Genomic DNA, 22,176 nt, shown 5'->3' with positions numbered 1-22,176 from the left:
CCAAAAAGTGCGGTTCGGGGGCTGGGGATAATTGCGTTTGCCGCTCGACATTCATGATAATCGATAGGCCTGCCCCCTTGGGGAACGGTTCTCAAGGGACTGTGCGACCATCGCTACGGAGTTGGCGCAGTGAAAGTTACTCCTTCGTAAATGTCCGTGAGGGGGGCATCAAGATCAAAGGATTCTAAATGGGCGATCGCCTCAAGTCCTTCGTAGATTTGTAGCATCCAAATATCTTGGGTCTGTCGCCGAAAACATTGCACAAAGGGGGTTTCTGTGCCAACAAGTAAATATTCTTCTAGGCTCGGAATGGTGCGATAGTACAAAAATTTGGCGGCTTGATCGAAATTTCTTGTCGAGGGAGAAAGCACTTCGATGATCAGTTTCGGAAAGTTGAGATAAGTCTGGGCCGGATCATCGCGGCGATCGCAGGTTACAAGGACATCTGGATAAAAAAAGCGTCGTTGATGAGCAACATTTACTTTCATGTCGGACATATACGTCAGACAGCCAGAGCCTTTTAGATGATTTCTCAACAACATGGCACAGTTCAAACTAATCAGGTTGTGGTTTCCTGTGCCGCCAGCCATGGCATAAACTTCACCATCGACGTATTCATGGCGGATATCACTGGTCGCTTCAAAGGCGAGATATTCCTCTGGGGTTAGGTGTGAATGGTCACTGAGGGCAATCATAATCTTTTTAAATTTGGTATCTACTTAAAGCTTTTTCATCGGGGCCACCCGGGGATCAATGATTTTTTTACCGAGATTGGGAAACTGGATCGCCAGGTTGGTCTTTTTGTCATCCCCAAAGATTTTGATCACTTCCCCTTCCCCAAAGACGTTGTGGTGGACGCGATCGCCAATGTCCCATTTTTGTTGGGCCACTTCGGTGCGGGCGGCCTGTCGTTCCCGTCTTTTCTGGGAGCGTTGCTTCTGGCTAATGGACATCATTTTGGGTTCCTGCTTCGGGGGCATTGGGGCCGGCGATCGCCCATTGGAAGTTACCAACTCCTGGGGGAGTTCTGCGAGAAATTGCGAGGCAACGGCAGGCTCTCGATAACCCCACATATACCGCTCCCTGGTATAGCTGAGGAATAATTGCTCCTGGGCGCGGGTCAGGCCCACGTAACACAACCGTCGTTCTTCTTCTAAAGCAACGGGATCATTTAAGGAGCGGGTATGGGGAAATAGCCCCTGCTCTAGCCCTACCAAAAAGACCACCGGAAATTCCAAACCCTTCGCTGAATGGAGCGTCATCAAAGAAACCTGCTGGGACTCATCATTGAGGTTATCGAGATCCGAAGCGAGGGACGCATTTTCCAAAAAGCCATTTAAGCTACTGTCTTCGTTTTCGTCTTGGAATTGCAGCATTGCATTGTAAAGCTCGGAAATATTTTCCACACGACTATCGGCTTCTTCAGTACCTTGTATTTTTAAATCATCGATATAGCCGGAATTTTCCATCACATAATCGAGGATATCTGCACCGCGCATGGTCGCCATTTTGCCCTGCATTTCCTGGATTAGCCCGGCAAATTCGTTAATTTTCCGAGCGGCCCGTCCGGCGATGGTGGCCACAGAGGTTTCATCGCTGAGGATTTCCCAGAGGGGACAGCCTAATTCTTGGGCGGCATGATTGAGTTTATCGACGGTGGTTTTGCCGATGCCCCGCTTGGGAGTATTAATCACCCGCATCAGGCTCAGGGTATCTGCGGGGTTGGCGATCGCCTTGAGGTAAGCGAGGGCATCTTTAATCTCTTTGCGGTCATAGAACTTGAAGCCGCCCACTACTTGGTAGGGAATGTTGTTGCGAATCAGGAGATCTTCAAAAGGGCGGGATTGGGCATTGGTGCGGTAGAGGATCGCAAAATCGCCCCAGTTGAGTTCTGGATTTTTGCGCCGCAGACCGAGGATCTGATTTAAAACAAATCGCGCTTCTTCGTTTTCGTTATCCGCCTTGTGGCAATAAATTTCTTCTCCGGCGCCCCGGGTAGCCTTGAGCACTTTATCAATCCGCTGGCTATTTTGCTCGATCAAGGCATTGGCGGCTTTCAGAATATTTTCCCGGGAGCGGTAATTTTCCTCCAACTTGACCATGGTTTGGGTTTCGTCATCGGGGAGGCGATCGCCAAAATTTTCTTGGAATTCCAGCAAGATTGTGAAATCCGCCATCCGAAACGAATAAATGGATTGATCCGCATCCCCTACCACAAACAAAGAGCGATTATGCCAACCCAAAGCGGCCTGGTTTGTTTCACCATTGGTACTGAGTAACCGAATTAACTCATACTGAATCCGGTTTGTATCCTGATATTCATCTACCAGGATATGGTGAAATTGACTGTGCCAATAGCCGAGGATCGATTCATTTTGTTGGAATAGCCGCACCGGAATCAGGATTAAATCATCAAAGTCAAGGGAATTATTCGCTGCCAAGGCCGTTTGATAGGCTTCATAAACCTCCGCGACAACTTTCCCTTTGTAACCTCCCTGCTGCCGGGCATAGTCATTGGGGGCAAGGCCGAGGTTTTTGGCATTACTAATCTGATAGCGGATGGTGCGGGGATTGAATTTTTTATCGTCTAGGTTTAGTTGCTGGGTGACAATGCGTTTGATCAATGTCTGGACGTCGCTATCGTCCATGATCGTGAAATTGCGCTGCCAGGTGCGGCCCCGTTCGTCCTGATATTTGTTGATGTCGTACCGGAGAATTCGCGCGCATAGGCTGTGAAACGTGCCAATCCAGAGCTGTTTTGTCACCTGCTTGTAAACCTGCGATCGCAATTTTTTTTGCTCAAACTCCGGCAGCCCTCCCAAGGGTTTACCATGTTGCAGTTCTGCGAGTTGTTGGGCATAGAGCAGTTCCACCCGTTCTTTCATTTCGCGGGCAGCCTTGTTCGTAAAGGTGACGGCCAGAATATTTTCTGGATCAACACGGTGGTTGCGGATCAAATGGGCAATGCGAAACGTCAAGGCCCTGGTTTTGCCTGAGCCAGCCCCGGCCACCACCAGGAGTGGCCCACAAAAATGTTCAACAGCACGACGTTGGGAGGGGTTGAGTTGGGCTAACAAGTCAGACATGGAAGGTAAGGTTCACAGCACAAGGAGAGACCTTATTTTGACATACTCCCCGGCGTGGCAGGGTTCAGTTAGTTCATCTCGGTGATCGCCCCTTTGTAGAGTTTTTGGATGGATTTGATCACCCGCTGAAAAGGAGAGTTTGCGTGCTGGGACTCCGGCGCTAGAGATTGCAAGCGATTAAGCAATTTCGCCTCTTCCGTTTCAATTTGACTATCGCTGTAGACCATGTGGCTAACCGCATCGAGCAGTTCTTGGTATTCCGCCTCGTTGGTATGGTCATCAATGTATTCTTCGACGAGACGGTAACAATCCTCCGGTTTAACAGGAACCGCCTCACATAACAAAGCCCGAATATCCGGATCTTGGGAGAGGTTTTTTTGATCCGCAATTTGGTGGAGATATTGACGTTCTTCTACCTGGATTTCGCCGTCGATCCAAGCGGCACTAAAAAGAATTTTAAAAAGTTGTTTGTTTTTATCTGCCGTCTGCATAAGGGGTCCTCCCGAATCAGTGGGGAAAGTAATGGGCCAAAACCTTCTTGATTGTCTCTACCCTAAACTCCCCGTCTTGTGACCCCGAATTTTCTGTTGAATATCTTAAACATTCTGACTTGAACTTTTCCTGAACCCGCACCGATTCAACCAGAAAGAAAGGCGATCGCCCCGAAGAGACCCCCACCAATCGTTTACAATAATTAATACTTTTTTGAGAATCAAACCGTAGGACAAAAGTAATGCGTGTAGCAATCGTTGGAGCAGGCCTCGCCGGACTCAGCACCGCCATTGAACTGGTCGATGCAGGCCATGAAGTCGAAATCTTTGAAGCTCGCCCCTTTGTCGGTGGAAAAGTCGGCAGTTGGGTTGACAAAGACGGCAATCACATCGAAATGGGCCTTCATGTCTTCTTCGGTTGCTACTACAATCTGTTTTCCCTGATGGAAAAAGTCGGTGCCGGCAATAACCTCCGCCTCAAGGAACACACCCACCAATTCATTAACGAAGGGGGCAAAATTGGCGAACTCGACTTCCGTTTTCCCGTCGGTGCTCCTTTCCATGGTCTCAAAGCATTCTTTACTTCTTCTCAACTTTCGGCGATCGACAAAGCCGCCAACTCCCTAGCCCTAGGGACGAGCCCCATTGTGCGTGGCCTCGTTGATTTTGACGGAGCCATGAAAACGATCCGCGACCTCGATAAAATCAGCTTTGCCGATTGGTTCCGGAGCCATGGTGGTAATGACGGCAGTCTGAAAAAAATGTGGAATCCGATCGCCTATGCCCTTGGTTTTATCGACACCGAAAATATCTCCGCTCGCTGCATGTTGACCATCTTCATGTTCTTCGCCGCAAAAACTGAAGCCTCAGTGCTGCGGATGCTCGAAGGCTCTCCCCACGAATATCTCCACAAACCGATTGTCAACTACCTCGAAGCCCGGGGCACCAAGATTCATACCCGCCATCGGCTTACCGATATCCACTACACCCTAGAAGGACAATCCAAAATTGATGGCATCGTCATTAACAACGGTGAAACTACCGAGACCATCACCGCCGATACCTATGTTTTTGCCCTTGATATCCCTGGTATCCAGCGCATTATTCCCGAAGCTTGGCGTCAATGGTCGGAATTTGACAACATCTACAACCTCGAAGCTGTGCCTGTCGCCACTGTGCAATTACGCTTTGACGGTTGGGTAACAGAACTCAACGACCCCGAAAAACGTAAACAACTCCAAGAAGCGGTCGGTATTGATAATCTGCTCTACACCCACCAAGCCGATTTTTCCTGTTTTGCCGATTTAGCTCTCGCCAGTCCCGCCGATTACTACAAAGAAGGTGAAGGTTCTCTTATGCAATTGGTTTTGACGCCCGGCGATCCATTTATCAAAAAGAGCAATGAAGAAATCGCCCAGCACGTCTTGGCCCAGGTACATAAACTCTTCCCTTCTTCCCGAGAGCTCAATATGACTTGGTCAAATGTCGTCAAACTCGCCCAGTCCCTTTACCGAGAAGCCCCCGGCATGGATGTGTATCGCCCAGCCCAAGCGACGCCCATCAACAATTTATTCTTAGCCGGAAGCTATACCCAGCAAGACTACATCGACAGCATGGAAGGCGCAACAATTTCCGGTCGCCAAGCAGCAGCAGCAATCCTCCGTACCGTCGAAGAACCACGCGAGAAAACCCCTGCGGTTGTGTAGGACGAAACTACTGCGGCATTATTGCAACTGAAAAAATTGTCCACCAAGCCTCCTGATACCAATAGAACGGGGGCTTTTTAATTGTTTTCTGACAAAAAACAAAAAAGAGAGGAATTCAATCCTCTCTCAAACTTTTAAGTGCTTTTTTAACAATCAATTTGTGATAACTGATCCTGGAATGTCGTCAGTTCTCAGAAATTACATGAGGCCGAGTTGTGCCAGAATACCTTTTCCGGTTAGGAGCTCAGTCAAAAGACCGATTACGAAACCGAGCATTGCTAGGCGGCCGTTCCAGTTTTCAGCGAAGGCGCTAAAACCAAATTTGCTTTCTTGATTTTCCATAATTTATTTCCTCAGAAGAATCTTGACGTATATAGTTGTTTTCTAGTCAACCAGTTGATACTTAATTTAACAAAAGCACAGATATCTTGCAACGTTTTGTTACTTGCTTGAAGGGAAATTTCTTCGAGGATTGAAACGAAAACAGGGTAAAAACCCTTCTCCTTCAAGGGTTTTCGCCTACATCTTGTCCGTAGGCTTTCCATGACAAACTAATCAAACCATTGATAATCGCCACGGCAACGGTCGCGCCACCTTTACGACTTTGCATGCAAATGTGTGGAATCGCCGCTTCTTCTAAATACTTTTGGGGCGCTGTGCCTGTCAGAAAATTAGCAGGAGTAAAAATGACCAGCGCAGGGCGAATGATGCCTTTTTTGACTAAAGTGACCAGACTAGACAGGGCGGTTTGGGATTGGCCAATGACAAAAATTGCTTCTGGATAACGGCGCGCCAGGGTTTCCATACCCCAAGCGGTTTTTGTCTTTTCCCGTTGGGGACGGGTGAGGGTATCGGCGCTACAGTAAACGGGATTGGCGAAGGAATTTTGAAGCTGTTCTGTGATGCCGACACGAACCATCGGAGCATCGACGATGATCGTACCGCGAGCGGCCAGGGCCGCTGCACCAGCCTGGAGGGCGTGTTCTGAAAAGTGAATCAGTTGGGCATACTCAAAGTCAGCGGTACAGTAAATGACCTGACGCACAATTTCATATTCGGCAGGGGAAAAGGAGTGTTTGCCAATTTCGCGATCAATGAGGGCTAAACTTTGGGCGTCGGTCAGATGCCATTCCATCATATTCTGTACTGCCTCGGCGTTGTTGGGCTCTGTTCGGTAGTCCTCCACAATTTTGACATACCCGAAAAGCCACTAGAGTAGTTCTCCGGGAAAAATCAACTTGACATTAGTTTCATTGCAAAGCGCCTAAATATCTTGATGGGTAAGTGTTTCGGCATTATTCGGACAGTTTTTTATCTGGGCTTGAAATTCTGGAAGTAATGATTGGGTCTTGGGTTTTTAATTGGCTTGAATGCGTTCGGGATTGCCGAAATAGTCTGGGGGAGATTTTTGAGTTGAGTCAACGGGGGGAATCACCGGCCACTGCTCACTTAGGGTTTGTAGGAGTTGATCCTGTTGTTGTCGATAGCCGCTAACGTCCCAGGTGCCGTTATTGATAATGGCAAACCAGACATTGCCTTGGGTTTGGGTTGGCATAACCCCAGCGAGGGCACTGACTTGGTTGAGGGTGCCCGTTTTAAAGGCGATGCCTGGGGGAATGGTGCGGTTATTGACGGTGCCGCCGCGATCTTGGCCTGCAATGGGTAGGAGATCGAATACGGTAAAGGGTTGTCCTTGGAGTTTGCTGTCGATGGCTTGGAGCATTGCTACGGCAGCCCGAGGGGAGACTTTGTTTTCGACGCCGAGGCCAGATCCGTTAATGAGCTGGATTTCTGATGTCGGAATATTCAGGTTTTGGGCAATGCGCGTTCCCATGGCTGGGCCACCGTTTAGGTTTTGGGCGATCGCCTCGGCTACGGCATTGTTGCTGTAGAGATTCATTTGTTTGAGGATGTCGGCCAGGGTTAAGGATTGGTGGTTGAGGACGAGGGTTGCACCATCGGGTAGGGCTTGGCGAGTAAGGATTTTTCCGGCGATCGCCACCTGGGAACGGGGAGGACGCGGCGACATCTGTTGATATTGGGTTTCGATGGCGTCGTTCCAGGCGCGTTGATCAAGGGCGAGGCGCAAACTGTCCCCAGAGGTGGCAGGCTCAGCAACATAGTTCATCATGAAGTCACCGACAATAATTAAATCTCCTTCAATTTGACGAATTCCCGCTTGATTCAGGGCATTTCCCAGGGCGATCGCCTCTTCCCAAACAAATAAAGGATCGCCCCCTGCCTCAATAATCAAATCTCCCTGAACTAGACCATTAGCCACCGTCCCCGTTGTGTAAACACGGGTGGTAAAGCGATGGGTCAACGGCCACTGCTCCAGGGCCGCTAGGGTCGTCGCAATTTTCGTTAGCGAGGCCGCCGACAACGGTTGATTTCCCTGGTGGTTCCCCAGGGTTGACCAGGCTGATTCTAGCCAAATGCCCTGTAACGCCGGATCTTTGCCGCCAGAATCTAATTGCGCTAAGTATCGATCCACAATGGTTTGGGTATTGGTGTCCTGTTGGTAGCGAATCTCGAAGAGGCCCGCTTCTTGCCATTGCAAGCTTGCGTAGGAGGCGATCGCCAAATCCGTGCCATCCCCTTGCTGAAAAAAGCCCAAAAAACCCAAAATCCCCAAAATTAACCCATTTAACATACCGTAAACCCCCATTGATCCCCGTCAATGCAAAATCACAATCAAAATTTGGGTCAATGATATCAACATCAAAATCTTCTCAGCCGTGACTTCAGTGACCCAACAGGCTTCTGGTAATATGTTGAAGGCTTCTATTCCTGATAAAAATGTCATCGACACGCGCAAAAATAGCCGTAGACGCTATGGGGGGAGATTATGCTCCAGACGAAATCGTTGCTGGGGCGATCCGAGCCGTAGAAGAACTCAATGTAGAAGTTTTTCTAGTCGGTGACCCTGTCCGCATTCAAAAGTATTTAGACGAACATTCATCTCCAGCCAACCAGTTTCTCCATGTGGTAGAAGCCGAAGGAGTGGTGGAAATGTGCGAAGAACCTCTTGTGGCCATTCGGCGCAAGCCCAAAGCGTCAATTAATTTATCGATGCAGCTTGTCCGTAAAAAACAAGCCGATGCCGTCGTTTCAGCGGGGCATTCTGGGGCGGCGATGGCTGCGGCTCTTTTGAAATTGGGTCGCATTAAGGGCATTGATCGGCCTGCAATCGGGGCTGTATTTCCGACCTTGGATCCCGAACGCTCGGTGATCGTGCTCGACGTGGGAGCGAATGTCGATAGTCGTCCGAAATATCTGGAGCAGTTTGCCCTGATGGGGACTATTTACAGCAAGTATGTCCTGGGGAACCGGGAACCACAGGTGGGCTTATTGAATATTGGTGAGGAGCCTTCCAAGGGCAACGAACTGGCCTTAAAAACCCACGAACTATTGAGTAGTAACCCTGCAATTCCTTTCAAGGGGAACGCTGAAGGACGGGATGTGCTGTCCGGTGAGTTTGATGTGGTGGTCTGCGATGGTTTTACGGGAAATATCCTCTTAAAGTTTGCAGAATCAGTCGGCGCAGTGCTCCTACAAATCTTAAAAGAAGAATTACCCCGTGGTCTGCGGGGCAAACTTGGGGCGGCGGTATTAACTCCAAACCTGAAGCGAATTAAGCAACGCATTGATCATGCAGAACACGGTGGCGCACTGCTATTTGGAGTGGCTGGGGTGTGTATCATTAGCCACGGTAGCTCGAAGGCACCGTCTATTTTTAATGCAATTCGTTTAGCTAAAGAAGCAATTGACAACCAGGTAATCCAACGGATTCAGAATTACACGGAGGAACACCAAGCTCTGCTTGAGCAGCAAACGAACTCCACCACCACACTCTCTGAAGTGGCATCCAGTGCCATGATAGAAAAAAGCGAGTGAATGAATTACTATCAGATGAATCATCTCCGAGGAAGGAAGGGAGTCGAGCATTGAAATTTGATGGGGCAGGTATTGCCATTACAGGAAGTGGCTCTGCCACACCAAAAGCAGTCATCCATAATGATGATCTGAGTCAGTTGGTAGAGACTTCAGACGAGTGGATTCGCACTAGAACGGGGATCGCAAATCGTCATTTACTTCCAGAAGATAGTAGTTTGAGTGAATTGGCGGCAGAGGCGGCAAAAAAGGCGATCGCCGCCGCCCATTTACACCCAGAAGAAATTGATTTGATTATCCTGGCGACATCCACACCGGATGATTTGTTTGGCAGTGCCGGGAAAGTACAGCAGTTGATCGGCGCAAAAAATGCCACCGCCTTTGATCTGACGGCGGCCTGTTCTGGATTTGTTTTCGGTTTAGTGACAGCAGCCCAATATCTTCGGACAAGCACCTTTCAAAAGATTGTTGTGATTGGTGCCGATGTGTTGTCCCGGTGGGTAGACTGGGGCGATCGCACCACCTGTGTATTGTTTGGCGATGGTGCTGGAGCCGTGGTTTGTCAGAGCAGTCCCCAGGATCAGTTGCTCGGCTTTGAGATGTACAGCGACGGTAGCCAAAACGAATGCCTGAATCTTGCCTACGACGGGCATCCCAAATATTTAATCCATGATGTGTCAATTCAAAAAGGTGGCTATCGAGCAATCACCATGAATGGGCGCGAGGTCTATCGGTTTGCGGTGGCGAAAGTACCGGAAGTCATTGAAAAAACCCTATTCCGGGCAGGTCTCACCACAGAAGATATTGATTGGCTCATTCTCCACCAGGCAAACCAACGAATTATTGATGCCGTGGCAAAACGCTTAAAGCTGCCTTCAGAAAAGGTAATTGCCAATCTCCAGGAATATGGAAATACTTCGGCGGCCTCGATCCCTATTGCCCTCGATGAAGCGGTGCGGGCTGGCAAAATCAAACCGGGTCAAACGGTAGCCACCTCTGGCTTTGGGGCGGGTCTCTCTTGGGGATCGGCAATCTTTAAATGGGGAATGCCTCATTAGTGAAAGAAAAAGGCGATCGCCGCTTTTAAAAAGATTACTTGAGTAAAAATATTACGCTTGGGCAAAACAACAAAACAAGCATACCAATGCCTAAAAAATTACCTTTGAGTGGGTTGAAATCATCCACAATTTTTTGCCATGGTAATCGAAATACAACTCTGCCAAAGTACAAATCCAAAGACAACATCACCATAACCCAAATCAAGCCAATGCCAGCACACTCAAGTAGATTTTGAGGCTTGATCCAAGGCAAGCAAAAGTAGGCAATCAAGGTAAAAAGAAAGATTCCTGAGCAGAGGCTAATATTTTTTCCTTTGCGGCGGCCAAACTTTTTCTGGAGATACCTAACGCGAAAATTGCCATTAATAATTTCTCCAAAAGCAATTAGAATCCCAACTAAAAAGGCTCTAAAAATCATAGTTCATTGGCCTGAAGTGAAAACAATTTAGCTATTTTTCAATTCAATTTTCTGGCAATATATACTCCATAGCTGTAATAAGCTTTGTATTGTTCATATAATTCAATTTCGCGCGTTTCCATTTCAACAATACTGTGGGCATTTTCACTATGATTGTTTCGTTTCAGAAAATCTTGAAAACGCGCCTGCATCGGTTGGTAATAATTTTCTAACCAACAACGTTCTGGCAAAACAAAATAACCGATTGGCGAATAGCCGTGCTCTTCGAGTAAAGCAAACTTTGCAGAGGCCAGATCAATTTCTGGATATTCAACTTCCCAATATTTTTGAATTTCTAGCGGACGAAAATTTGTAAGCCAAGTGATTTCTGAAACGACCAATAATCCACCTGGTTTTAGGTAACGATGCCAATCTTTGATCCCTTTTTCAAAGCCGATATTATAGATTGCTCCCTCAGACCAGATTACGTCAAATTCTGCATCATTAAAGGGTAAATTTTCCATGGAGCAGCACAGGGTCGATATTTTCTCAGAAAGTTCCTTTTGTTTTGCTCTCGTTTCAAGGACTTCGAGAAAATCCGGGAGGAAATCGACTGCGGTAATCTGCGCGTTTAATTGTTCCGCAAGTACCAATGTCGAAGCCCCTGTCCCGCAACCGATATCAGCAATTTTCAAGGGAGCAGTTTTATCTATTCCCAACAGATCAAGGGCAAGTTTAGTTTCTGGATTTCCCCCAGGCCCTTGACGTTCTGCATCCTTATGTAAGTCGATTAAAAGTTGATAGTCTGCCACTGCCTTGTTCTAACCCACGGGTTTATTCCCTCAGGATATCGTCCGTACTACCAACTTATTTCAACAAGCAAAATATTCTTAAAGAAAAGACTGATATCCTTTCAAAGTTTAGGCAGGTGGCGTTAGGGTGACAATGCCGTAAGCTTCAGGATTCAGATATTTTTGTACAGATTGTTGAATGGTTTCGAGGGTAATGGCTTGGAGTAATTCCGGATAATTTAAAGCGGGTTCGAGATCCCGTAATAGCGAGTAATAGTAACCGTATAAATTGGTGCGATCGCTGGGCCGTTCATTCCCAAAAATAAAGCGATTAGCCACTTGAGTTTTCACCCGCTCTAATTCGTTGGGCAAAATAGAAGCGGTACGAATGGTTTGAATTTGTTCAAGAATCGCCGCTTCTACCGCAGGGATGTGCTCCGCTGGCAATTGGGCAGAAATGTAAAACACGCCCTGTTGTTTTTGGGTGAAGTTACTAACGCTGATTTGAGTCACCAGACCTCTTTTTTCCCGGAGATCCTGCACGAGGCGCGAGACTTTACCTTGCCCTAACACCGTCGCTAAAATATCGAGGGCATAGGTTTCTTCTAAATCCGTTAGCCCCGGCACGCGCCACATCATCACTAAACGGGCTTGCTGTAGACCTTCATCTTCATAATGACGACGCACAATATTTTGAAAAGGGGCTTCGGGAGAGTGATCGTCAAAGGTGGGAACGGTTGCTGTGGGTTGGGATTGATACAGTTTATCGAAGGCTGCGGCGACTAATTCAATCAGGCGATCGCCTTCTAGATTTCCGGCAACGGCGGCAGTCATTCGTTGGGGTTGGTACCAAAAGCCGTGGAAATCCCGCATTTGTTGGGCTTGAAGATTTTCAATCACCTCACTAGGGCCGAGCACCGGACGACGGTAGGGCAACCGCTCAAATCCCGTCTCAATGGCGCGGAAATAGGTGCGACGGCGGGGATTGTCCTCGGAACGACGAATTTCTTCGAGCACCACCTGGCGTTCCCGCTCAAAGGCAGCATCAGGAATGCTAGGATTTAGCACCACGTCCAGTTGCAGGGGCGCAAGTTCCGCAAAATCCTGGGGCGCACAGGTAATGTAATAGTGGGTGTATTCTTGGCTAGTGGCGGCGTTGGTGACGGCTCCTTTAGCTTCGATGCGCTGTTCAAATTCGCCATTGCCGATTTGGGGCGTCCCCTTAAAGACCATGTGCTCCAGGAAATGGGCCATCCCATTAATGCTGTTGGCTTCCACCGCAGACCCCACATTGAGCCACACATTGAGGCTCACGGCATCAACCGGCACCTGTTCAGCAATGATTGTCAACCCATTGGCCAGGGTCTTAATCGTTGGTTGGTTGAGGCGTGGGCTGGGCACTAGGATGGAAGTCATGGGCGAAGCGCTGGCAATTCAAAGTTTTTCCGTGTTTTTACTTTAACGCAATGTTGTTCATCGAGTTTTTACAGAAGGTTTTTGGGGACAGGTTTTTGGGCTTTTTTCTGGGGGTAACGCACCTGGGGGGAGAGGCAATTTATATTTTGTTGTTGAGTTTGTATTATTGGCTACTAGATCCCCGTCAGGGTCGGCTACTAACCCTCATTTTGACCCTGAGCGTGATCAGTAATATTGTTCTGAAAAATGCCTTTGCCTTGCCCCGTCCCTATGTGGTTAATCCGGCGGTAATTACCCCAGAAGCGTTTCATACGGAAGGTAGTTTTAGTTTTCCCAGTGGCCATGCCCAGGGGATCACGACATTTTGGGGGGCGATCGCCTGGTTACATCACAAGATCTGGCTGTGGTTAGTGGCGATCGCAATTATTGTTTTGGTCTGTCTCTCGCGCTTATATTTGGGCGTTCATTTTCCGGTGGATGTGGCCGCTGGGATACTCTTAGGCATTTTTTGGATTAGCGTTGGCCTGTGGCTCAACGGAATGATTCCCTTACCGAATTATCAGTGGTGGCAAAAAATTAGCTTTTGGAGCCTGGGGGGATTGGTGGCGATCGCCTTGCCGGGATTAGCAGATTTACTGGGAATTTTCTGCGGTTTTTTGGTGCTTCCAAGTTTTACTTTTACGCCGCCCCAGGGCTACCGCGACAAAATAATGCTCGGATTCGGCGGGTTGGTGATCCTAATTCTCAGTTATCTCCTGCTGAAAGGAGCAAGTCTTATGTTGCCCCCAATTGGCCTGGTGAACTATGGGCGCTATTTGGCGATCGCCCTCATCGTTACAGAAGGTATCCCCCGTCTCTGGCAACGCCTCCAGCCAGTAAGATAAAAACACGCCACATCGCACAAATTCATGACCCAAGACTTTGATCTCAACCCGACTATTCCCGTTGCCCCCGCCGATTTTCGTTCTGGTTTTGTTGCCCTGATCGGTCGTCCCAATGTGGGCAAATCCACCCTGATGAATCAATTGATCGGTCAAAAAGTGGCGATCACCTCCCCCGTCGCCCAAACCACCCGCAATCGCCTGCGCGGTATCCTCTCCACTGACCAAGCGCAAATTATTTTTGTCGATACCCCTGGGATTCATAAGCCCCACCACGAGCTGGGGAAAATTTTGGTCAAAAACGCCCGCAGTACCGTTGGGGCGGTGGATTTAGTGGTATTTATCGTTGATGGTGCGGTTCCCTTGGGTAAAGGCGATCAATTTATCGCGGACTTTTTGGTGAAGACAGAAGCCAAGGTGATCCTTGGGGTCAACAAAATTGACCAACGCCCCGACAATAAGCCAGATATCTTCGCTTCTTATCAAGACCTCGCCAGCCAAAATAATTGGCAACTCCAAGAATTTTCGGCCCTCGCTGGCGATCGCCTCCCCGAACTCCAAGACAAACTTATTCAGGCTCTCGATCCTGGCCCCTACTATTACCCCCCCGACCTCGTCACCGACCAGCCCGAACGCTTTATTATGGCCGAACTAATCCGGGAGCAAATTTTGCTCCACACCCGCCAGGAAATTCCCCATTCCGTGGCGATCGCCATCGAACAAGTCAATGAAGGGGAAGAAATTACCGAAGTCCGTGCCGCCATCAACGTCGAACGCAATTCTCAAAAAGGAATCATCATCGGCAAAAAAGGGGCCATGCTTAAAACCATTGGCACCGCTGCCCGTCAGCAAATCCAAAAACTGATCGCCGGTAAAGTTTATCTCGAACTCTTCGTTAAAGTTCAACCCAAATGGCGCCAATCCCGCACCCGCCTCGCCGAACTTGGGTATCGCCTCGAAGATAACTGAACCGTCCAAACTGAAGCCTAGGCATAGCAGCACCAATAACAAAGACTCCAAACCAAAGGGCGACTGGAGTCTCAGGAGGCATCCACGAAGGACACAATTTCAATTTTGTCGCAACGCAAAAATAGCCTAACCCTCGTCGGAGTTCCGCAACTGGGGGCTGGGCTTCGGCGTGCGGGGCCGTCGGGAAGTGCGACCACGCCGACCGTCTTCCCTTCTACCACGAGAAGAACCAGAGGAACGCTCTCTCTGGCCACCATTGCCATCATGGCTACCGTACACATCCAAAGAAATTTTTTGCTGAGGATTGGTGGCAGCCCCATTGAGTACGGTTTCAATGGCCCGTAGATTTCGGCCGCCACGCCCAAAAACCTTTCCCTTATCCTCTTGCTCAAAAGCAACACGAATCAAAACCCGGTTGCTACTCGATAGCTGTTCGCAATCTATCGCCAGGGATTGGGGGTCATCAAGCAATGGCTCTAGAAGAAATTTGGCTAATTTTTCGTAGTTTGCCGTTGCTGAATGGGATGCACTAGACAGATCGTCTAAATTAGACATTAAACTTGGTCGAATACTTTAGCTTTTTCGAGGAGGTCACGCACTGTGTCCGTCGGTTGGGCACCTTCTTTGAGGCGCTTCACGATCGCCGGCACATTCAGGCGGGTTTCATCGGTACGGGGATTATAAAATCCGAGTTCTTCTAGGGGACGACCATCGCGGCGGCTGGTGCTTTGGGCAGCCACAAGACGATAGCTAACTTCTCTTTTCTTACCAAAACGCTTTAGACGGAGCTTTACCATTTGTTTTAACTGTGAAAAACTTCTATAGAAATAACTATAACAGAGCCAATATACTATCAAAACATAAGCACTGAGGGATGTCAATTTGCCCTGGTTACAGTGAGAACCCCAGCGGCAGGGTGGGCAAGAATTGTTTATGATCAGTTTAGTTGAAGTTTTGTGAAGAATCTTGACTCTAGCACTCAATTCTCCGTTTTTGGCAACGTCTAAAGAGCGTCAGTGGCACTGTTTAGAACCCATCTGGCAAGGGGGGATGGCCGAAGTACAAAAGGGACTCCCCCACAGCCAACTCGCCCCGCCCTGGCAAATTTTGCTCTTGGGGGATGGTTCGCCTACCCGCCATTTGGGTCTACTGACACGGGAAAAAATTGAGGTCGATGTGATCGATATGTCCCCCATTGGTACGGATAATGATGGGGCACCGAGTTTGATTTCTGCGATCCCAACGCCCCATTTACGCCGTCAGGTGTGGTTACGGACGGCGGGGGGACAACGTTTGGCCTATGCAACATCCTGGTGGGATGCGAACCATGTGGATGATTATTTGCAAAATCGCAGTTTGCCCATTTGGGAGAGTTTGTCACGGCTCCACACGGAACTGTACCGGGATATTCAAGGAATTTATCTGGGGCGATCGCCAATCCTAGAAGCCGCTTTTCAGGAGGAAGGGCCTTTTTGGGGCCGCCATTATCTGTTTTGGCACGATGGTAAACCCTTAACTTTGATTTATGAGGTGTTTTCGCCCTATTTGCGCAAATATTTAGGACAACCGAGCCAGGAATTTCCCCAATAAAAAATCCCCATCCCCAGGCGATCGCCAGCAGTAGGACGGGGTAAATATTTTTTACGTTTGCGGATGTTTAACGGTGCCTGAAAAAGTTAGACCAAGGCCGCTGGTTGGGCTTTTTCAGCAAAGATTTTCGCAATGACGTCTTCGACCACTTTGTCAGGAGTGGACGCGCCGGAGGTCACACCGATCTTTAGTTTGCCAGCCGGAAGCCAATGGGTTTGGGTTGTGATTTCACCATTGAGGGGTTTGTGGGCAATGGTGTTATTCCCTAAAAGGCGATCGCCGCTGTCGATGTGATAAGAAGGAATATTGCGCTCGACGGCGATTTCCTGGAGGTGGGTGGTATTGGAGGAATTGAAGCCACCGATGACGACCATCAGATCTAAATCTTTTTCCACGAGGTCAAACATCGCATCCTGCCGCTCTTGGGTGGCATCACAAATCGTATTGAAGCTCATGAAGTGGTCATTGATTTCCGTCGGGCCAAATTTTTCGAGCATCGTCTGTTCAAACAGTTTGCCCATTTGTTCCGTTTCGCTCTTGAGCATGGTGGTTTGATTCGCCACGCCCACACGGTCTAGATCTTTGTCGGGGTCAAACCCTTCGGAATAGGCATTTTTAAACTTGTCGAGGAACGCTTGGCGATCGCCTCCATGGAGAATGTAATTCCGCACATATTCCGCTTCGTCTAGATTCAGCAGAACGAGGTAAGTGCCAGCAAAAGAGCTAGTAGCTACCGTTTCCTCATGCTTATATTTGCCGTGGATAATCGAAGTGTAATTTTTCTTTTTGTGCTTTTCAACGGAATTCCACACCTTAGAGACCCAAGGGCAGGTGGTATCCACAATCGTGCAACCGCGATCATTGAGCAGTTGCATTTCTTGCACCGTCGCCCCAAAGGCCGGCAGAATCACCACATCGCCATTCGCCACGCCACTAAAATCCTTAGCGCCATCAACCACCTCAATAAAATGAACATTCATCTCCTTCAGACGATTATTCACCGAAGGATTGTGGATAATTTCGTTCGTCACCCAGATTTTTTCCGTAGGGAAATGCTTGCGGGTTTCGTAGGCCATCGCCACTGCCCGTTCTACCCCCCAACAAAAGCCAAACGCCTCCGCCAGGTAAATGGTGACATCACCACGGGTTAACTCATAGTTGTTGTCACGGATCTCTTGGATCAGGCTACTTTGATATTCGCTGGTCATCATGCCAGCCACTTCATCTTTATGGCCAAATCCTTGGCGATAGTAATTTTCAGAGTGATTTAGGGAACGTTTAAAGGCTTTGGTATCCATAGGGCACGGGAGATCAACGATACGCTTCAGTCAAAGATCATAGCGAATTCTTGGGGCGATCCCTAATCTTTGGGAGTATCTTTGGTTTTGGAAGTTTCGTCTAATTCAACCGAGGCTTCTGTTTCCGCCTGGGTTGCTGCTTCGGCAGATTCAGCTTGGGGTTCCTCTAGAGAGGAAGTTTCGTCGGTGACATCATTAACAGCAGGGTCTGGCTCAGGCACATCTTTTTCTTCGGCAAAAATTTGCTCAATATCTTCGTCTCCTGCTGATGCACTGGTTTCCGTTGGGGCTGCGGTAGATGCGGTTTTACGTCCAAATAGCCGACCGAAGGAAAATCCTTTTTTAGAGGGTTGTGCCGTAATCGGTGGATCGGTGATGGCGTCGCTTTCTGTTTCTGGGGTGTCGGATACTTCCGTGGGTGTCTCAGAAGCTTCTTCTGGCGAGGGAACGGGCTTTGTAGAGTCAGCTTTGTCTAAATCTTTTGAAGCAGAGGGCGTTGCTGGTTCTGGGGTCGGCTTTTCAGCTTCGGGAGATGTAACTGGGGCCGTTTCAGGAGACTCAGATGGTGTAGAGGTTTCTGGAGCTTCCTTTGCGAGGTCAGTAGTTTTAGAGGAATCGGAGGAAGATTTTTGGGTCTTTTTGGTTGCTGGGGCAGACGTAACTTTGGGCTTTTTAAAACGGTCTTTGACGTAGCCAACCAGGGAAACTTTGTCGAGGTTGGGGATTTTGCTGGGATCGGCGATCGCCTGGCGGAGTCGGAGGGTTTCCCAAGCAAACCAACCGAGGAGGATCACGCTGGCCAATTGCCCCAACAGGATGGCCCCAGCCATTTGCCCGGCACAAACCCAAAGGACGAGGGCGTAGAAAAGACCAACAGTGCTCCAAAAAAAGTCATCTTGGCGGTGGAGTTTCGGGAAAATAAAGGCAGTCAGAAATAGCAACCCGCTCCCCAGGGCAACGGCGATCGCCAAAATTTGTGCCAACATGACCAACAACTCCTACTGATGCTAACTGCTTGCCCTATTGTGCCAGAATCATCGGATCTTCGCGTAAAAAACTATTCTAGGGAACGAATATCCCGTACTCGACGAATCGGTAGATTTGCCACCAAAGCCGTCATCCGGTCACTACTCGAAAGGTCGAACTCCATTTCCTCTGGATCCACCTCGACGTATTTAGCGACGACGGCCAAAATTTCCTGGCGCATCTCCTCGACTTTTTCGGGACTGAGGCCCACCCGGTCGTGGGCAATGACCAGCTTGAGGCGTCGTTTTGCTTCGTCACTGCTCTTGGGAGACTGCCAATGGAGCAGCTTTTCAAGTAATTCCTGGATCATGACTCATTACATCATTACAAAGGGAAACATTAATTAGATTTCAGCATAGAGGGGAATGAGGGCGATATTCCGCATCAGAGACAGCAGTTAACTGGCAAAGATCCGGCGAATTTTGGCAAGGAATCCCTCTTGGTTGGCCATTAGGTTTAACAGGGGCACTTTTTCCCCCTCTAGACGGCGGGCAATATTCATAAACGCGGTGGCAGGAAGGTCATTTTGTTTGTCTCCTAGCACCAACGGTTCACCCCGGTTACTGGAAACAATTACTTGTTTATCGTCGGGAATAATCCCCAGGAGCGGAATGGCGAGAATTTCGAGGACATCCTCGACGCTCATCATTTCATTTTGTTTGACCATTTCTGGCTTGAGGCGATTCACAATGAGGCGCGTCCGTTTAATGCCATAGGCTTCTAAAAGACCCACAACCCGGTCTGCATCACGCACGGCAGCCACTTCGGGGGTTGTGACGATCAAGGCTTCCCTCGCGGCGGCGATCGCATTCCGAAAACCCATCTCGATGCCCGCCGGACTGTCCACCAAAATATAATCAAAAGCTTTATTCAGCCGCATAATGAGCTGTTTCATCTGGGTGGGAGTGACGGATTCTTTATTCCGGTTTTGGGCCGCTGGCAGGAGGACGAGACCATTTTGCCGTTTGTCCTTCACAAGGGCTTGTTCGAGGCGACATTCTCCGGCGATCGCCTCAATGGCCGTATAGACAACGCGATTTTCTAAACCCAAAAGTAAATCCAGGTTTCGCAGACCAAAGTCCGCATCGACCAGGGCCACTTTTTTGCCGAGCTTGACCAAGGCCGAACCGAGGTTGGCGGTACAGGTGCTTTTGCCGACGCCTCCTTTTCCGGAGGTCACAACGATAACGCGACTCATAGACTTCTGGGTGGATAAATAATTCAATAAGCTTACGACATAGCCACGGGTTGCGGCAGCTTAGCTACGATATTACAGGTAAGAGGGGATCAGATGTTTCTTGCCAATGCTGTTGATCGGCTTGGTATTGATAGTTTTTCGAAAATTTGAGGGCCGGAGCTAGACGAATTCCCTCTTGGGTCAGATAGGCCACCTCTGGCTTTCGTTGCTCAACGGCCTGGGGGGCAGCACGGGCGACAACATCGGCAATGCGCAGTTGGGTCGGCTCCATTTGAAGGGCCATAATCCGTCCGGTGCGATCGCCTTTTGCACCAGCATGGGCAACCCCCCGCAAACAGCCCCACACCACAATATCTTTATCCGCGACGATACTTCCCCCTGGATTGACATCCCCTGTGACAATTACCGAGCCGGGATAGACGATTTCAACTCCGGAGCGGACGGTTTGGTCAATGTACAACACTTCCGGTTCTTTGTCGGGGGCCAGGAGCGGTTTTAACTTTAGAGGAACATCCGCCAACAGTTGATTCGGGGGATCTTGATCGACGCTATAGCCTGCTGTCGCCGCGGCGATCGCCGTTTGCCGTCGGTTGGTGTAAATGCGTTTGAGCTTTAGGTCGTGGGGTTTGAGTAGGTCAGCCAGTTCCTGGAGTTGACGGCCCCCTACCAGTTGATTTTGAGCGATTAAGTGAACGTGGGCGACTGGAAAATCAGCAGCAGCCTGCAACTGCTCCCGAAAATTGGCCCAGATTGTGTCCCAAGCCTCAATTTCATAGGTCTGGGTGGTGGGTAAGACTAGGGTGAGGTGGTCAGCTTCAAGGCCGAACTGCAACTCCGGGGTCGCCATGGCTGCTTCTGGCTCTTTTGGGTTGAGATCATCACGTTCCGTAACAATCTCCGGGGTCGCGCTTTCACTGGAGTTAGAAGAAAACTCCGTCGATGTTGAGTCGGGATTGGGGAGAGTGTGATCGTCAAGCTCGGCCATAAAGTCAATTAGAAATGCACCCCTGATTTATAGCAGTAAGCACTGGGCTTCGGCAAAATTTTACTTACCTTGAGAGGGACTGGAGAAATTTGCCAAGACGGGACATTCCCTTTTCAATGGTGCCGAGATCTGTGGCGTAGGACAGACGAATGCAGCGGTCGTTGCCAAAGGCCACCCCAGGGATCGCCGCCACCTGCTGCTCGGCGAGGAGCTGTTTACAAAAACTGAGGGAATCAAGACCGTAGGCGCTGATATCCACAAAGAGATAAAAGGCACCGTCGGGGGATGGACAACTCAAACCCGGCAGATCTTGAATCGCCCCCAGCATTACTTCCCGACGCTTACTAAAGGCGGTTAACATTTCCTGGACGCAATCAAGTCCTCCTTCTAGGGCGGCGATCGCCCCGTATTGGGCAAAGGTACAAACGTTGGAGGTGCTGTGGCTCTGGATCGTCGTCATACCCTTAATTAGTTCCACCGGCGCGGCAATGTAACCCAAGCGCCAACCCGTCATCGAAAACGCTTTGGCGAAGCCGTTACAGGTGATCGTCAGGGGAAAAATTTCGTCACTCACGGAGCCAATACTCTGGTGCACGGCATCTCCGTAAAGAATTTTTTCGTAGATTTCATCGGCCACCACCAACACTTGTTTTTCCACTAAAACCTGGGCGATCGCCGCTACCTCTGCCGGACTGTAGACGGCCCCGGTGGGATTCGAAGGGGAGTTGAAAACAAATAATTTCGTTTTGTCGGTGATCGCCTGGCGCAACTGATCCGGAGTGATCTTGTAGCCCGTTGCTGCCGTGGTTTCGACGAAGATCGGGGTGCCGCCCGCTAAAATCACCATTTCTGGATAGCTCAACCAGTAGGGGGTCGGGATAATCACCTCATCCCCCGGTTCAATGAGAGCCATCATCAAACCATAGAGGGCGTGCTTGCCGCCATTGGTGACGATCACGTTTTCGGGGTTGTAGGGAAGATTATTTTCCGTCTGTAATTTTTTGGCGATCGCCTGACGCAGGGCCGGTTCTCCGGGAGCAGGGCCATATTTGGTTTTTCCCGCATCGAGGGCAGCTTTGACAGCGATTTTAATGTGATCGGGGGTGTCGAAATCTGGTTCTCCAGCACTAAAGCTGCACACGTCAATCCCATCCGCCTTCATGGCCTTTGCTTTTGCGGAGATTGTGAGGGTAATCGAAGGCTTGATTTGACCGACTCTGGCTGCCAATTTCATGGTGATTTGCGTTTAGATAGGAAGTGGAAAACGTGAAATAACGGTGCAGGAAAATTCCCAATTTTTAGGCTAAGGCGACTCCCCACCGCACCAACGTTATTTTTACATAACGCAACCTTAAACTTATGATCGATTTCACAGATTGATTACATTTCA

At 49.2% G+C, this 22,176-nt stretch carries 23 protein-coding genes; 6 read left to right on the top strand and 17 right to left on the bottom strand.

Annotated elements, in window-relative coordinates; genetic code table 11:
* Positions 1-113: 113 nt before the first annotated feature.
* From FEK30_RS06755 to FEK30_RS06745, 3 genes are all read right to left on the bottom strand, one after another.
* Positions 114-695, bottom strand: a complete 582-nt coding sequence (locus FEK30_RS06755) for a Uma2 family endonuclease (RefSeq protein ID WP_138072517.1) — start codon at positions 693-695, stop codon at positions 114-116.
* Between the two features lie 24 nt (positions 696-719).
* Positions 720-3,086: a DNA helicase PcrA gene (gene pcrA, locus FEK30_RS06750; protein ID WP_138072515.1), complete on the bottom strand. Its 2,367-nt coding sequence runs from the start codon at positions 3,084-3,086 to the stop codon at positions 720-722.
* A gap of 68 nt (positions 3,087-3,154) precedes the next feature.
* On the bottom strand, positions 3,155-3,577 hold the full coding sequence (locus FEK30_RS06745) for a tellurite resistance TerB family protein (RefSeq protein ID WP_099237775.1): 423 nt from the start codon (positions 3,575-3,577) through the stop codon (positions 3,155-3,157).
* Positions 3,578-3,819: 242 nt separating this feature from the next.
* Here FEK30_RS06745 and zds point away from each other — a divergent pair, with 242 nt between their 5' ends.
* Positions 3,820-5,283 (top strand): 9,9'-di-cis-zeta-carotene desaturase, encoded by a 1,464-nt coding sequence (gene zds / locus FEK30_RS06740; protein WP_138072513.1) that lies wholly within the window; start codon positions 3,820-3,822, stop codon positions 5,281-5,283.
* A gap of 198 nt (positions 5,284-5,481) precedes the next feature.
* Here the strand turns inward: zds and FEK30_RS06735 are convergent, their stop codons facing one another.
* The 3 genes from FEK30_RS06735 to FEK30_RS06725 all read right to left on the bottom strand — a co-directional run bounded on the left by FEK30_RS06735 (position 5,482) and on the right by FEK30_RS06725 (position 7,936).
* Positions 5,482-5,625, bottom strand: coding sequence for a high light inducible protein (locus FEK30_RS06735; protein ID WP_030005805.1), 144 nt, complete (start codon positions 5,623-5,625; stop codon positions 5,482-5,484).
* Positions 5,626-5,788: 163 nt separating this feature from the next.
* A complete protein-coding gene (locus tag FEK30_RS06730) occupies positions 5,789-6,418 on the bottom strand; it encodes a precorrin-8X methylmutase (protein ID WP_030005804.1) in 630 nt (209 codons plus the stop codon).
* Positions 6,419-6,640: 222 nt separating this feature from the next.
* Positions 6,641-7,936 (bottom strand): D-alanyl-D-alanine carboxypeptidase, encoded by a 1,296-nt coding sequence (locus FEK30_RS06725; RefSeq protein ID WP_168191128.1) that lies wholly within the window; start codon positions 7,934-7,936, stop codon positions 6,641-6,643.
* 146 nt (positions 7,937-8,082) lie between these two features.
* Here FEK30_RS06725 and plsX point away from each other — a divergent pair, with 146 nt between their 5' ends.
* Together plsX and FEK30_RS06715 are read left to right on the top strand one after the other, a co-directional pair.
* Complete coding sequence (plsX, locus tag FEK30_RS06720) at positions 8,083-9,180, top strand: phosphate acyltransferase PlsX (protein ID WP_030005802.1); 1,098 nt, start codon at positions 8,083-8,085, stop codon at positions 9,178-9,180.
* A 50-nt stretch (positions 9,181-9,230) separates the two neighbouring features.
* Positions 9,231-10,235, top strand: coding sequence for a beta-ketoacyl-ACP synthase 3 (locus FEK30_RS06715; protein WP_138073762.1), 1,005 nt, complete (start codon positions 9,231-9,233; stop codon positions 10,233-10,235).
* Positions 10,236-10,269: 34 nt separating this feature from the next.
* On the opposite strand, the gene FEK30_RS06710 is transcribed toward FEK30_RS06715, so the two are convergent.
* The 3 genes from FEK30_RS06710 to FEK30_RS06700 all read right to left on the bottom strand — a co-directional run bounded on the left by FEK30_RS06710 (position 10,270) and on the right by FEK30_RS06700 (position 12,839).
* Positions 10,270-10,653, bottom strand: a complete 384-nt coding sequence (locus FEK30_RS06710) for a hypothetical protein (RefSeq protein WP_138072509.1) — start codon at positions 10,651-10,653, stop codon at positions 10,270-10,272.
* 38 nt (positions 10,654-10,691) lie between these two features.
* Entirely contained in the window at positions 10,692-11,444 is a 753-nt protein-coding gene (locus FEK30_RS06705; RefSeq protein WP_138072507.1) for a class I SAM-dependent methyltransferase, read from the bottom strand.
* 108 nt (positions 11,445-11,552) lie between these two features.
* Positions 11,553-12,839 carry a M16 family metallopeptidase gene (locus FEK30_RS06700; protein ID WP_065715940.1) on the bottom strand — a complete coding sequence of 429 codons (1,287 nt, stop codon included), beginning with the start codon at positions 12,837-12,839 and terminating at the stop codon, positions 11,553-11,555.
* 50 nt (positions 12,840-12,889) lie between these two features.
* On the opposite strand from FEK30_RS06700, the gene FEK30_RS06695 reads away from it, so the two are divergent.
* A complete protein-coding gene (locus tag FEK30_RS06695) occupies positions 12,890-13,723 on the top strand; it encodes a phosphatase PAP2 family protein (RefSeq protein WP_138072505.1) in 834 nt (277 codons plus the stop codon).
* Between the two features lie 24 nt (positions 13,724-13,747).
* Positions 13,748-14,689, top strand: coding sequence for a GTPase Era (gene era / locus FEK30_RS06690; protein ID WP_030007130.1), 942 nt, complete (start codon positions 13,748-13,750; stop codon positions 14,687-14,689).
* Between the two features lie 126 nt (positions 14,690-14,815).
* Here era and FEK30_RS06685 read toward each other — a convergent pair whose 3' ends face one another.
* A complete protein-coding gene (locus FEK30_RS06685) occupies positions 14,816-15,244 on the bottom strand; it encodes a KH domain-containing protein (RefSeq protein ID WP_012306150.1) in 429 nt (142 codons plus the stop codon).
* Entirely contained in the window at positions 15,244-15,486 is a 243-nt protein-coding gene (gene rpsP / locus FEK30_RS06680; protein WP_030007128.1) for a 30S ribosomal protein S16, read from the bottom strand. Before rpsP ends, FEK30_RS06685 begins: the two co-directional genes overlap by 1 nt.
* Positions 15,487-15,655: 169 nt before the next feature.
* On the opposite strand from rpsP, the gene FEK30_RS06675 reads away from it, so the two are divergent.
* Entirely contained in the window at positions 15,656-16,279 is a 624-nt protein-coding gene (locus FEK30_RS06675; RefSeq protein WP_045441973.1) for a chorismate lyase, read from the top strand.
* Positions 16,280-16,365: 86 nt separating this feature from the next.
* Here the strand turns inward: FEK30_RS06675 and FEK30_RS06670 are convergent, their stop codons facing one another.
* The 6 genes from FEK30_RS06670 to FEK30_RS06645 all read right to left on the bottom strand — a co-directional run bounded on the left by FEK30_RS06670 (position 16,366) and on the right by FEK30_RS06645 (position 22,020).
* Positions 16,366-17,577, bottom strand: a complete 1,212-nt coding sequence (locus tag FEK30_RS06670; protein ID WP_138072503.1) for a 4-hydroxy-3-methylbut-2-enyl diphosphate reductase — start codon at positions 17,575-17,577, stop codon at positions 16,366-16,368.
* A gap of 62 nt (positions 17,578-17,639) precedes the next feature.
* Positions 17,640-18,563, bottom strand: coding sequence for a Ycf66 family protein (locus tag FEK30_RS06665; RefSeq protein ID WP_138072501.1), 924 nt, complete (start codon positions 18,561-18,563; stop codon positions 17,640-17,642).
* Positions 18,564-18,634: 71 nt separating this feature from the next.
* Positions 18,635-18,913: a cell division topological specificity factor MinE gene (gene minE, locus FEK30_RS06660; RefSeq protein WP_012306146.1), complete on the bottom strand. Its 279-nt coding sequence runs from the start codon at positions 18,911-18,913 to the stop codon at positions 18,635-18,637.
* 87 nt (positions 18,914-19,000) lie between these two features.
* On the bottom strand, positions 19,001-19,801 hold the full coding sequence (gene minD, locus FEK30_RS06655; protein WP_012306145.1) for a septum site-determining protein MinD: 801 nt from the start codon (positions 19,799-19,801) through the stop codon (positions 19,001-19,003).
* A gap of 64 nt (positions 19,802-19,865) precedes the next feature.
* Entirely contained in the window at positions 19,866-20,786 is a 921-nt protein-coding gene (minC, locus tag FEK30_RS06650; protein ID WP_062432278.1) for a septum site-determining protein MinC, read from the bottom strand.
* 64 nt (positions 20,787-20,850) lie between these two features.
* A complete protein-coding gene (locus FEK30_RS06645; RefSeq protein WP_138072499.1) occupies positions 20,851-22,020 on the bottom strand; it encodes a pyridoxal phosphate-dependent aminotransferase in 1,170 nt (389 codons plus the stop codon).
* Positions 22,021-22,176: the final 156 nt, after the last annotated feature.

The sequence above is a fragment of the Picosynechococcus sp. PCC 11901 genome, assembly GCF_005577135.1.
GTDB lineage: Bacteria > Cyanobacteriota > Cyanobacteriia > Cyanobacteriales > MRBY01 > MRBY01.
Note: the sequence above shows the minus strand (reverse complement) of the source record. Positions and strands in the feature narration are given on the sequence as shown.